Origin of the sequence: Bradyrhizobium sp. HKCCYLS1011 (genome assembly GCF_051167795.1) — a bacterium.
Lineage (GTDB): Bacteria > Pseudomonadota > Alphaproteobacteria > Rhizobiales > Xanthobacteraceae > Bradyrhizobium.
In genome coordinates this window covers 63,521-77,649 of sequence record NZ_JBNPTT010000003.1, presented here as the reverse complement: position 1 = coordinate 77,649, position 14,129 = coordinate 63,521, and the positions used below count along the sequence as shown (strand labels likewise).

Sequence of the window (14,129 nt, the reverse complement as noted above, 5' to 3'; positions counted from 1 at the left end):
CGTGCACCTCATTGCAGGTTAACCAGCATCTCCGTTTGAGTATTTGCGGAAAATCAAGGAGGCTGACGGCGAGAGGGTTTTGATATAATTGGAAACGATTAGGAGCGTTTCCTTTTTGAGTGTTGGGTAGTCGTAGATGTTCGGGGGGAGCTGGATACCGTGCGGGAAGCCGGACGGTTCGGCTTACTCGTGCGGCTCGATTTGATGAGGCGTAAAAAAATGGCGCCAGCTGAGTTAGGCTCGGTAGTCGCGAAACAATATGCGGTCACAGGGGAGATTTTGCCGCTGGACACGATCGGCCGGCTGTTTGAGCGTCAGGTCGACCGGGCGCCGAACAGGACCGCTGTCCAGATCAACGAAGACAAGGTGACCTACGGCGAGCTGGATCGACATGCGAACCAGCTCGCGAGACGGATTCGGAAGACCTGCGACTTGACCGGCAGTCGCCTGGTGGCGCTGTGCTTTGAGCGCTCGATCGAGATGATCGTCGCGATGCTGGCCGTCGTGAAGGCCGGCGCAGGCTACGTTCCAGTCGATCCCGCCTATCCCGCCGAACGGATCCGGATGACGCTCGAGGATGCGGGTCCTGCGCTCGTTCTGACGCAGCCCTCTCTGGTCGCAAAGCTTCCGTTGAACGGGAAGCCGGTCATTTGCCTGGATCGTGATCTGAGCGCTGCGGCGGCTGAAGATGGAACGCGCCTACAGCAGACAGCCAGCGCTGAGGATGTCGCCTACGTCATCTACACATCGGGATCTACCGGTACGCCGAAAGGCGTGATGGTCACGCATCACAACGTCAACCGTTTGTTGACGTCGACGTCGTGCTGGTTCGACTTCAATGCCGACGACGTCTGGACTCTGTTTCATTCCTCCGCTTTTGACTTTTCCGTCTGGGAGATCTGGGGCTGCCTCCTGACCGGCGGAAAACTGATCTGCGTTCCCTATTGGGTCGCGCGGTCGCCGAGGGATTTCTATGCCCTGATGGCCAAAGAGCAGGTCACCGTACTGAACCAGACTCCGGCCGCATTTTACCAGCTCATCCAGGTCGAAGACTCCGGTTTCGTCGAACAGCTGAAGCTCCGCTATGTCATCTTTGGCGGAGAGGCCCTCAATTTCGCCAGCCTGCGGCCGTGGTTCGACCGTCACGGTGATCGCGTCCCGCGGCTCGTCAACATGTACGGCATCACCGAAACGACCGTTCATGTCACCTATAGACTGGTAACGGCTTCAGATGCGGCCGGCGAAACACGCAGCCTGATCGGAACGCCAATTCCGGACCTGCAGCTCCATTTGCTGGGGTCGGACTTGCGGCCCGTTTCCGACGGTGACGTCGGCGAGATCTATGTCGGCGGCGCAGGCGTCAGCAAAGGTTATCTGAATCGGCCGGAGCTCACCGCAGAGCGGTTTGTGACCGATCCGTTCTCGGATCAGGTCAACGCTCGGCTGTACAGATCTGGAGACCTCGCGCGTCGGCTCGCCAATGGTGATGTTGAGTATCTCGGCCGAGGCGACATGCAGGTCAAGATCCGCGGGTTTCGGATCGAGCTCGGAGAGATCGAGGCAGCTCTCGCAGATTGTCACGGTGTCCAACAAGCCGTTGTGCTCGCGCGTAAGGATGGGCCAGGAGAGCCCAGGCTCGTCGGCTATTATTTGGGCTCGGCGAGTGCAGCCGAACTACGCGACCATCTTGTAGCCAAGCTGCCAGAGCACATGGTTCCGCATACATTCGTGCAGGTCAACGCGTTTCCATTGACGATCAACGGAAAAATCGATCGAGCTGCATTGCCGGCCCCGGCCCTGCCGACGTTGCCCAGGCAGGTCGAGCCGGGGACGCAGCTGGAAGCCGAGCTTGCGGTCATCTGGCGTCAGGTGCTTGAAAAAACTCAAGTTGGTTTCGACGACAATTTCTTCGATCTTGGCGGGGACTCGCTTCTTCTGGCCGGCGTGCAGACCCGGCTGCAGGCGCTGCTGCAGGCCGAGGTGCCCATAACGGACCTATTTGAATTTCCAACCATTCGTTCGCTGGCGCGGCGGTTGGAGTTGAGAAACACGCCATCATCAGCGCAAGCAGTTGAGCAGAGGGCAATGAAGCAGCGCGCTGCCTTCGCGAAACAACAGGCGCGTCGTTTAAGGGGAATGTCTTGAACGAGAATGCCGGGCTGGAAGAGGGAGGCATTGCCATTGTCGGTATGGCCGGGCGTTTTCCCGGGGCGCAAAGCGTTGCCGAGTTTTGGCGCAATCAGCTCGAGGGCATCGAGGCGATCTCTCAGTTTCGTGTCGATGAGCTCGAGATTTCCAACAAGCAGGCGGTCGGGAATGATCCGCGCTACGTGAAGGCGCGATCGATCCTTGAAGACGTCGATCTGTTCGACGCCGAATTCTTCGGGATTTATCCTCGCGAAGCCGAACTGTTGGATCCGCAGCAGCGTTTGTTTCTCGAATGCTGCTGGCAAGCTCTCGAAGACGCCGGCTGCGTGCCCCAGACCTATCCGGGGCTGATCGGGGTCTATGCCGGCACGAGCATGTCGTCCTACTTCCTGACGCGGCTCTGTACCGAACCCGGCTTCATCGAGAAATTCGCGTCCGGCTACCAGGTCTCCAACTACGTGGAGATGATGGGGAACAGCCCCGATTTCCTGGCGACGCGAGTCTCGTACAAGCTCAATCTGCGCGGGCCGAGCGTGACCATGCTGTCCGCATGTTCGACCTCGCTGGTTGCCATCACGCAGGCTTGTCAATCGCTGTTGACCTACCAGAGCGATATGGCGCTGGCCGGCGGTACCTCGGTCACGCTCCCGCAGAAGCGCGGTTCGGTTTACCAGGATGGTGGCATGGTCTCGCGAGATGGCCACTGCCGGGCATTCGACGCCGATGCGCAGGGAACTGTGTTCGGCAGTGGCGTTGGCGTCGTCGTCCTGAAGCGGCTCGAGGACGCGCTGCAGGATGGCGACCAGATCTACGCCGTCATCCGCGGCTATGCAGTCAATAATGACGGCTCGAGCAAGGTCGGCTATACGGCGCCGAGCGTCGAGGGGCAGGCGAATGTCATCGCCATGGCTCATCAGGCTGCGGATATCGATCCAGCGACAATCGGCTATATCGAGGCCCATGGAACGGGGACGCCGCTGGGCGATCCGATCGAGCTCGCCGGTCTTACCCAGGCCTTTCGTGCGCGGACTGACCGGACGCAATTTTGCACGATCGGTACGGCCAAGACCAATGTCGGGCACCTGGACATCGCTGCCGGCGTCACCGGATTGATCAATGCTGCGCATGTCGTGCGGCACGGTGTGTTTCCGCCAACGCTGCATTTCAAGAACCCGAATCCCAAATTCGATTTCAAGGGCAGTCCATTTCGGGTGGTGGCCGAGCGCACCGAATGGGATGCAGGAGATGCGCCGCGGCGAGCCGGGGTCAGCGCGTTCGGGGTCGGCGGGACCAACGCCCACGTCGTGTTGGAACAGGCTCCCGAGCAGCAATCCTCCGCGTCGCGGCGAACCAAACAGCTGCTTGTTCTGTCCGCCCGTTCCCAGGCGGCACTGGATGCCGCGGGCGATCGTCTTCGGGCGCATCTGGAAGCCCATCCGGGCAGCAATCTCGCCGATGTCGCCTGGACGCTTCAGACCGGGAGGCGTGAGTTCGGCTACCGCCGGGCTGTCGTCGCTGGCAACGTCGCAGAGGCGGTCCGGTCGTTGTCAGAGCGGGCACGCGTTCCGGCCCCTTCGCGGTCTCGCGAGGTCTCCGACGTCTGTTTCCTCTTTCCGGGGCAGGGCTCGCAGCACCCCAACATGGCGCGCGAGATCTATGATCTCGAACCGGTCTTTCGTGATACGGTCGACCGCTGTGCAGAGATCCTCCGTCCTCATCTCGGTGCGGATCTGCGAACCCTGCTTTATCCCGACGCCGGTGCCAGCGACGAGGCCAGGCGCGCGGTCACTGACACGATCATCGCTCAGCCCGCGATCTTCACGATCGAATATTCACTGGCGCAACTCTGGTTCAGCTGGGGCATTCGGCCCAAGGCCATGACCGGCCACAGCATCGGCGAGTTCGCCGCCGCCTGCATTGCCGGCGTGATCTCGCTCGAGGACGCGCTTGGCTTTGTGGCCCTGCGCGGCCGCCTGATGCAGGGTGTCGCGCCCGGCGGCATGCTTTCGGTGCGGCTGCCGGAGGCCGAATTGCGCCAGCGACTTGGCGCGCCACTGTCGCTGGCCGCGGTCAATTCGCCGAGCCTGTGCGTCGTTGCAGGGCCGCTGGAGCCGCTTGCACAGTTCGAACGCGAACTGAACGAGGCAGGGGTGGCCTGCCGGCGGCTGGTGACTTCTCACGCCTTCCATTCCGCCATGATGGATCCCTTGATCGATCCGCTGGCGAATGCCCTGTCGGGTATCCGGCTCAACCCGCCCCAGATTCCCTATGTGTCCGGAGTGACGGGGACCTGGGTCACGGATCGGGAAGCGACCGACCCGGTTTACTGGGCGCGACATGCCCGCGAGCCGGTGCAGTTCTCGGCGGCGATCCAGGAGCTTCGCAACCGGCCGGACGCAATTCTGCTTGAAGTCGGTCCGGGCAATGTTCTGACGACGCTGGCTCGACAGCACGGTCAGCCAGCGGCCAATTCGGTCATCGCGCCATCCTTGTCTGACGGCTTTTCCGGCGAAGGTGATTACGAAGCGCTCTTGTCGGCCATGGGGAAGCTGTGGGTGGCCGGCGAAAAGCCCGACTGGACGGCATTCCATGCCGGCGAGCGCCGCCATCGGATGTCGCTGCCGACTTATCCTTTCGAGCGCAAGCGCTACTGGTTGCAGAATGCCCAAGCCGCATTCGATCAATCCGTGACCGGGTCGACTGATGCGCCAGTGACCTCTCTCAGCAGCGAAGCCAAGCCGCAAGTCCTTCAGGGAAGCGATGCCGTGAATGTAATGTCCAGTGTTAGCTCCGCGGTTGCACCCGCGACCTCAGCCAAGCGTCGCGATCGAATCCAGGCCGCCCTGGTGGAGATGTTTGAAGGCTTGTCGGGCGTTGATCTCGCGGCCGCCGATCCGGCGACCACCTTCCTCGAGCTGGGGTTCGATTCCCTGTTCCTCACGCAGGTGGCCCAGGCGCTGCAGGAGAAGTTCGCCGTCAAGATCACGTTCCGCCAGCTCCTGAATGACGTGTCGAGCCTGAACGCCCTGGTGGATCATCTCGAAAGCCAGCTTCCCGGCGACGCCTTTGCGGACCGCGTCGAATCCAGCTCTGAGCTGCAAGCGGCAGCCCCGGCCGTGGTTGTCACGGCAACCGCAGCCAGCGAGCCCGCCGTGCAGGCTGCGCCCGTGTCGGCCGGCTCGGCCTCGGAAGGCGCGATGGAACGCCTCATGCGCGAGCAGCTGCAGGCCATGAACCAGCTGTTCTCGAAGCAGCTCGACGCGCTGAATGCGACGCGCGGACCGACGGCCGCTGCTCCCGCGATCATCCCGGCCAGCAGCGCGACGGTCGAGCAGCGGGCCGCCGCCGAAGCTGTGACGTCCGCACCTGCGGCTGCGCCTGCCGCGCCACAGAAGGCATTTGGTCCGTACAAGCCGCCGCAAACAACCGCATCCCAGGACCTGACGCCGGCGCAGCAAAAGCAGCTCAATATCCTGATCGATCGCGTCACGCGACGAACGGCCAAATCGAAGGCGTTCACGCAACAGCATCGTCAGGCCTTGGCTGACCCGCGCGTCGTGTCCGGATTCCGTCCCCAGTGGAAGGAGATGGTCTATTCGATCGTGACCGATCGGTCGCAAGGGTCGCGGATCTGGGACATCGACGGCAACGCCTATATCGACCTCGTCAATGGCTTTGGTCCGATCATGCTCGGCCACCGCCCGGATTTTGTCGAGAAGGCCATCGAGGCCCAGCTGCGCAACGGCTTCGAGACGGGACCGCAGACGCCACTTGCCGGTGAGGTCGCGCAGCTGTTCTGCGAGATGACCGGCAATGAGCGAATGGCGTTCTGCAACACCGGTTCAGAGGCCGTCCTCGCCGCATTGCGCGTGTCGCGGACCGTGACCGGCAAGAACAAGATCGTCACATTCTCCGGCGACTACCACGGCATGTTCGACGAGGTCCTGGTGAAGGGCTTCATGAACAAGGCCGGCGAGCCGCAGTCGGTGCCGATCGCGCCTGGCATTCCGCGCCAGAGCGTCTCCAACATGGTCGTGCTGGACTACGGCGCGGAACAATCGCTGGATTGGATCCGGCGCAACGCCGGCGACATCGCCGCAGTGCTGGTCGAGCCGGTGCAGAGCCGGCATCCCTCGCTGCAGCCGGTCGACTTCCTCAAGCAGCTTCGCAAGATCACGGAAGACTGCGGCGCCGCGCTGATCTTCGACGAGGTCGTCACCGGATTCCGCGTCCATCAAGGCGGCTGCCAGGCGAAGTTTGGCATTCGCGCCGATCTCGCAACCTACGGCAAGGTGGTTGCCGGGGGCATGCCCGTCGGCGTTCTCGCCGGCAAGAGTCGGTTCATGGATGCCCTGGACGGCGGCATGTGGCAATTCGGGGATGATTCCTATCCTCAGGTCGGCGTGACGTTCTTCGCCGGAACCTTCGTTCGCCATCCGCTTGCGCTTGCGGCGATGCGCGCCGTGCTCAGGCACTTCAGCGAGCAGGGGCCCGCCCTGCAGGAGCGGCTCAATCAGCGCACGACCGAACTGGTCCAGAAGCTCAACGAGGTGGTCCGGGAACACGGTCTCCCGACGCAGGTCGAGACCTTCGGCAGCTTCTTCTACCTCGGCTTCCCGGCCTCGGAGCCGCTGGCCAACCTGTTCTACTTCTACATGCGCGACAAAGGCATCCACATTCGCGAGGGCTTTCCGTGCTTCCTGACGACCGCTCATAGCGAGGCGGATCTCGAGGCCATCGTGACCGCGTTCCGGGAGAGCGCGATCGAGATGCGCCAGGCTGGATTCCTGGGCGATGTGGTCGAGGCGCCCGCGCTTGCCCCGGCGGCCATGGCCGTGCAACTGGATCCACCGGAAGCAGCTGAAGCTCCCTTGACCGAATCTCAGCTGGAAGTGTGGTTGTCGGACCAGCTCAGTTCCGATGCATCATGCAGCTACAACGAGTCGGTCTCGCTCCATCTGCGCGGAAACCTCGACGTTGCCGCGCTTCGGCGTGCGCTGGATCTCGTCGTCGCGCGGCACCAGGCGCTTCGCTCCACGTTCGGCGGAGAGGGCGACCGGCAAAGCTTTGCCGCCCGGCTGGCCCTCGAGGTCCCGACCATCGATCTGAGATCCCTGGCGCCCCAGGAACAGGAGAGCCAGCTCCATCAGATCATCGCGACGGATGCGCAAACGCCGTTCAACCTCAGCGCAGGACCGCTGGTTCGCGCCCGGCTGGTGACGCTGGCAGCGGACCATCAGATCCTGATCTTCACTGCGCATCATATCGTCTGTGACGGCTGGTCGACCAACGTCCTCGTTGACGAGCTATCGCAGGCTTACAACGCAACGAAGCAGGGCCTGTCCTGGAATCCGCCGACCTGCATGCCATTTGCAGATTATGCAAAGTCTCAAGCGGAGTTCGTCGACAGTGCCGAAGGGCGCAAGGTCGAGTCCTATTGGTTGGAGCAATTCCGCGAGGTGCCTGCGCCGCTGAACCTGCCGCTTGACCGGCCACGGCCCGCGATCAAGGAGTTCAAGGGCGCGACGTTCCGGACCCGCATCGAGGCCGATGCTTACAATCGGATCAAGAAGTTCGGTGCCAGCCAGAAATGCACGTTGTTCGTGACCCTGCTGGCCGGGTTCGAGATCCTGCTTGGCCGCCTCAGCGGTCAGGACGACATCGTCGTCGGCGTGCCAACGGCGGGCCAGTCCCTGCTGGACAACGTCACCTTGGTCGGTCACTGCGTGAACTTCATTCCTCTGCGGGGCCGCTTGACGGGCAATCCGACGGCAGGCGAATTCCTGGCGCAGATGAAGCAGACCGTGCTCGCCGGTTATGAGCACCAGAACTACACCTATGGCCGCCTGGTGCGGAAACTGGCGCTGCAGCGCGATCCGAGCCGCCTGCCGCTCACCGAGGTCCAGTTCAACCTGGAGCGGATCGGCGGCAAGCTCGGTTTCGACGGTGTCGATGCGGAGGTCGATCCGAATCCGAAGAGCTTCGTCAACTTCGACATCTTCCTCAACATCATGGAAGCAAGTGACGGGTTGACGCTCGACTGCGACTATAACACCGGCCTGTTCGATGAGGACACGATCGGGCGTTGGCTCGAGCACTACAAGATCTTGCTCGAAGGAATGGCCGCACAGGTCCATGCACCCGTCTCGAAGCTTCCGCTCCTGTCGGCAGGCGAGTTGGACGGATTGGCACGCTGGAACGATACGTTCACGAACCGGCCCAACCAGTCCACGGTTCATGGGCTCATAGAAGCCCAGGTTGGACGGAGTGCGGACGCGATTGCGGTCATGTTCGGGCCGGAGCGGCTGACCTATGCCGAACTGGACGGCCGGGCCAACCAGCTGGCCCAGCATCTGCGCAAGCTCGGCGTCAAACCCGGCGTTCTGGTCGGCCTGTTCATCGAGCGGGGCCTCGATATGCTGGTCTCGCTGCTCGGAATTATGAAGGCGGGTGGGGCCTATGTCCCGATCGATCCGACATTTCCGCCCGAGCGCGTCCGGTTTGTGCTCGAGGATGCCGGCGCCCAGGTGGTCGTGACCCAGGCAGAATTGACCAAGCAATGGTCGTTCGGCGATGCGAAGGTGGTCCAGATCGATACCGAATGGCCGGTCATCGCGCGCGAGAGCTCAGCGCGGTTGGATGGAGGTGCTGGTCCTGCGGATCTTGCCTACGTCATCTACACGTCAGGTTCGACCGGCAAGCCCAAGGGCGTCGAGGTCCCACACCGCGCCGTGGCCAACCTGTTGCAGGCCATGCAGGTGCAGCCCGGCCTGAACAGTTCGGACGTTCTGGCGGCGGTCACGACGCTATCGTTCGACATTTCGGGGCTTGAGCTCTTCCTGCCGCTGACCGTCGGGGCCAAGCTTGCCATCGTGAGCCGCGACACGGCGCAATACTCGGTGCGCCTCCTGGAGTATTTGAAGGAGGTGAACGCGACTGTTGTGCAGGCCACGCCTGTCACGTGGCAGCAACTGCTCGACGCGGGCTGGACTGGAGAACCGGCTCTCAAGGTCCTCTGCGGCGGCGAAGCTTTCCCACGCGAGCTGGCAAATGAGCTCGTGAAGCGTGCTGCGTCGGTCTGGAATATGTACGGGCCGACCGAGACCACGATCTGGTCGGCAGTTCTACAGGTTGCCGCCGGCGAGGGGCCGGTCCCCGTCGGCTATCCGATCGCCAATACTGAGTTCCTGGTTCTCGACCAAGATCTCCAACTGGCGCCAGTCGGCGTGGCCGGAGAGTTGTACATCGGTGGCGCGGGCTTGGCGCGCGGCTATCACAACCGGCCGGAATTGACCTCGGAGCGGTTCGTCGCCCATCCGTTCAGCTCCGAACCGGGCGCGCGCCTGTACAAGACCGGCGATCTGGTTCGGCGGCGGCGTGACGGAACGCTCGAATTCCTCGGTCGGCTGGACAACCAGATCAAGCTGCGTGGCTTCCGGATCGAACTCGGAGAGATCGAGAGCATCCTGGAAACCCACCCCGGCATCGCTCAGGGGGTTGTCTCCTTGCGTGAGGACGTCGCTGGAGAAAAGCGTCTGATCGGATATGTCATTCCGAAAAACGGCGTTACTCCGGGGGCAGCCGAGCTGCGCGAGTTCATCGTCAAGAAGCTACCGGCCTATATGGCCCCAGCGGCCTATGTCAGCCTCGATGCGATGCCTTTGACGCCAAATGGCAAGATTGATCGCAACGCGCTTCCGGCACCGAGCTGGACCAAGCAGCAGGAAAGCATGGCCTATGCCGCGCCGCGCAACGCCGATGAGGAAAAGTTGGCGGCGATCTGGGCCGAGGTGCTCCGGCTGCCGCGCGTCGGCATCAACGACAATTTGTTCGAGCTCGGAGCGGATTCGCTGCACGTGTTCCAGATCACGGCACGCGCCAACAAGGCAGGCATCCAGGTGACGCCGCGCCAGATCCTCAAATTCAGGACGATTGCCGCAATCTTCGACGAACTTTCCAAGGGAACACAGGATCAGACGACCACTTCAGATCGGGCGATCAAACCGGTGCCGCGACAACAGTACCGACTAGCGCCCCAGCCTGTCCGGCAAGTCAGCAGATGGCCACAATCATCAAGCTCCCACAATTGAACGCAGACATCGGCGAATGTCTGGAACCGGCTAACAGCCAAGTTAGCCTGGTGTTTCCGCTGTCTGCGGCGCAGGAGCGCGTCTGGCGTGCTGATCGCGACAATCCCGGCGACTCCGCCTACAACGTAGCCTTTCGATGGAGTCTGAAGGGACCCCTGGACATTTCGATCGTCGAGCGCGCCTTCAATGAAATCGTGGCGCGGCACGAAATTCTGCGCGCAAGTTTCACGGTCATAGGCGTTGATCCCGTTCAGCTCATCGCACCGTCGGCAAAGATCGATCTCAAATTCCACGATGTGCGGTCGCTTGAAGACTGCGACCAACAGGTGGATGATCTCTGCAGGACTGAGGCAACGCGCGGATTCGAGATCGAGGCCGGACCTCTTCTGCGGGTTACGGTTATCCGTGTTGAAGAACAGCATTATCTGCTGTTGCTTACCGCGCACCTCTTGGTCGCAGATGGCTGGTCCATCCGCGTGATGATGGACGAGCTGCGGCAACTGTACCGGGCATTCAGCGAAGGGCAGGCGTCGCCACTGCCGGAGCTCGTTGTCCAATACCCCGATTACGTCATATGGCAACGCGAGCGCGCAGAAGATGCCGAGCGGGAGGCGCAGCTTGCCTACTGGAAGTCCTCGCTCAAGAACTATCGACGGCTGGAAGTCCCAGGCGATCGCGAGCCGCCAGCCCAACCAGGTCGCGACAGTGACATCGTCTCCCGCGAACTCCGACGTGAACTGACCGACACGCTGAACCAACAGAGCAACCGTCGCGGCGGGACCATGTTCGTCACCGTCCTGTCCGCGCTCTGTGTTCTGCTCAAGCGCTATACCGGACGTGATGATATTGCGGTCGGTTCGGAGCTCGCAGGCCGCAACCGCACCGAACTTGAAGCGTTGGTCGGCCTCTTCATCAACCATGTCGTCATCAGAACCGACGTGGCCGGTGACCCCCGCTTCATCGATTTGGCGGACCGCGTGCGGGACGCCATGCTTGAGATCTTCGCCAATCAGGACGTGCCGTTCGAGGACGTGATCAAGGCTCGGGCCGCGGATAGGGATATTGATCCCGAACCGTTCTTTGTCGTCAATTTCAATTGCTACCGAGCCTATGGCGGGAGCTCGAATTCCGTCATTGAGCCCGCGAAGATTCAGGTCACGCCGATACCGTCGATCTCGCAGGGGGCACTCTACCGGCTCAACTTCTTCATGGTGGAGCGCGAGAGCGGTTGGCGATTGTCGATCGACTTCAACAAGCACTACTACAGCCGGGAATTTGCACAGGGGCTCTTGGACGATTTCTGCGGCCTGCTCGAACAGATCAGCTCCGGACCGGAGCTTCGCGCCTCGGAATTCGTCGTGTCGGGACCGCAGGCGGCGCAGGGCAGCCCTGTGTCGGAGACACAAGAGCCGATGCCGTCGAACGACGCCGCCGAAGAGTTCTGCACGATGCCGGCGAGCGTTGCGCAGGAGCGTTTTTGGCTACTCGCGCGGCTCGATCCGAATTCGGCAAAGTTCCACATGCGCGCCACGGTGCGCCTGACGGGTTCTGTGTCGACCAATGTACTCCAGGCGAGCTTTCAGCATCTCGTCGACCGCCACGAGATTTTGCGGACGACCTTCGCCGAATACGAGGGCGAGCTTGTTCAGGTGATTTCGGCGCGGCAGGCGTTTGCGCTTTCTGTCGCGGATCTGACCCAAATCGCGGACGCGGAGCGCGAGTCCAGGCTTCAGGAGCTTTTGCAGGAAGAGGCGCGGCAACCGTTCGACCTCGAGCGGGGGCCGCTTTTCCGCGCCTGCCTGTTCGTGCTGGGTACCGCCGAGGCGGTCCTGCTCATCACGACACACCATATCATCGTTGACGGATGGTCGCAGCGGGTCATCCAGGACGAGCTGTGGGCAAACTACGAGGCGCTCGCCGGCAACAGGCCGGCGCACCTTGCGCCGCTGTCGATCCAATACGCTGACTTTGCAAGCTGGCAGCAGGACTGGCTCAAGTCGCCCGAAGCAAGCGCTCATCTCGACCATTGGCTGACGCGGCTCAAAGATCCGCTGGATGTTGTCGATTTCCCGACGGACCGGCCGCCGGCTGCGCGGATGACCGCGAAGGGCGGCATCGAGTCGCTGTCTTTGCCGGCCGAGCTCATCCAGGACCTGAAGCGCGTCGCGAAGGCCGAAGGCGTGACGATGTTTGCGCTGTCCTTGGCCTGCTTTGCGATCCTCCTGTCGCGGTACTCGGAACAGCCGGAGATGGTGATCGGATCGCCGGTGGCGAACCGGAGCCCGGAGACGGAGCCTTTGATCGGTCCGTTTGCCGGACCAATTCCCTTCCGGGTCGATCTGGGTAGCAATCCAACGATCGAGGAAGCTATCGCGCATGTGAGCCAGGTGTACCTCGATGCGCTGGATCACGCCGATCTGCCGTTCGAGGCGCTGCTGAAGCAGTTGCGCATCCGCTCGGTCGATGGTCGGACGGTGTTCTTCCAGTTCTACTTCCTCTATCAGGTCGCATTCCTGCAGCCGCATCAGGTGCCCGGACTGACCGTGTCCCCGATGCCGACATTCAGCGTTGGAACTCCATTCGAGCTTCAGCTCGCGCTTATTGAGCGCCAGGACGAGCTGCGGGTGAACTGCGAGTACAATGCCGACCTGTTCGACCCGGGCTCGATCCGGCTTATCCTGGACTATTACCAGATGCTGCTGCGGACTGTGGTGTCAAACCGACGCCACAGAATTACGGAGCTCCCGGCCCCGACCGTTCCGAAGCGGGCTCGCGAGTCGATACCGCTAGCCGAGGAAAGTACCGCGCGCGTCTTCGTCGCGCCAAGTACCGAGGACGAGATCAAGCTTGCCGAGATCTGGAAGGCCATCCTCAAGGTGCCCGTCATCGGGATGAATGACAACTTTTTTGAGCTCGGCGGGCACTCGTTGCTGGCCGCCGAACTGGTTACGAGGGTGCAGGCAAGTTTTGGGATCACTATCGATCTGTCGCTTCTGATGGTCGCGCCGACTGCCGGGCAACTGGCGCGGAAGCTCCACGAGGCCCTGCAAACCGACCGTCCGCACATTGTCGCAATCCGCGAAACCGGCAATCGTCTTCCCCTGTTCTGCATCCATGGCGGGGGTGGCCATCTGCTGGATTATCGAGATCTGATCGCGGCGTTGCCGGGGGACGTCCCGGTTTATGGGTTGCGAGCGTCAGACGCCAAAGAGTCTTGCCCCGACAGTGTGGAAGACCTTGCAAGTCAGTATGTCCGAGAAATTCAAGCCGTCCAACCGAACGGACCTTACCAGATATGCGGCCTTTCGTTTGGTGGGCTCGTTGCTTTTGAGATCGCAACGAAATTCGTCGAAATGGGCGAGGCGGTCGCGCTGATTGCGCTTTTCGATACTGGCAACTGGGCTCACTATCGGAATCTGCCGGCGGAGCAGCTCGCGAAATTTCGACGCAAATATCTGAACGATCGGCTCAGGAAGTATGGGCGCAATCTCATTCATGGTCGGTTCGACGAACTCTGGGCGGATGCGCGCCTCTTTGTTACCAGTCGGTTGGATGCGCTGCTCTGGAAGGTCGGCCAGGACGTTTGTCGTTCACTCGGGGTGCCTGTCCCTCGCTTTCTGCGAAGCAACCTGGTGTTGTTCTCGGCGATCGGCCGGAAATATGTACCGAGATCTTATCCCGGTCGCCTGTTGCTATTCCGCGCGGAAGGGCGAACCGCCGAATATGGAGATGACCTGACGCTCGGATGGTCGAACATCGCCGCCGGGGGCATCGTCGTGCATCAGGTTCCGGGCAACCATCTCTCGATCATGCGACAGCCACAAGTTGCCCGGTTGATCGAGCAACTATCTCCTTATTTGGCGAGCGCGCCCGAGCGCCAGGAATAGTTGC

3 protein-coding genes are annotated in these 14,129 nt (G+C 61.9%); all 3 read left to right on the top strand.

What is annotated here, in order from left to right; genetic code table 11:
- The first annotated feature begins 159 nt into the window (after positions 1-159).
- The 3 genes from ACQR1W_RS09215 to ACQR1W_RS09205 are packed head-to-tail and all read left to right on the top strand — an operon-like array spanning position 160 to position 14,125.
- Positions 160-2,145, top strand: coding sequence for an amino acid adenylation domain-containing protein (locus ACQR1W_RS09215; protein ID WP_434850514.1), 1,986 nt, complete (start codon positions 160-162; stop codon positions 2,143-2,145).
- The gene (locus ACQR1W_RS09210; RefSeq protein WP_434850513.1) at positions 2,142-10,238 is read left to right on the top strand and encodes an amino acid adenylation domain-containing protein; all 8,097 of its coding nucleotides are present in this window, start codon (positions 2,142-2,144) and stop codon (positions 10,236-10,238) included. Before ACQR1W_RS09215 ends, ACQR1W_RS09210 begins: the two co-directional genes overlap by 4 nt.
- Complete coding sequence (locus ACQR1W_RS09205) at positions 10,208-14,125, top strand: condensation domain-containing protein (protein WP_434850512.1); 3,918 nt, start codon at positions 10,208-10,210, stop codon at positions 14,123-14,125. Before ACQR1W_RS09210 ends, ACQR1W_RS09205 begins: the two co-directional genes overlap by 31 nt.
- The last annotated feature ends 4 nt before the right edge of the window (positions 14,126-14,129 follow it).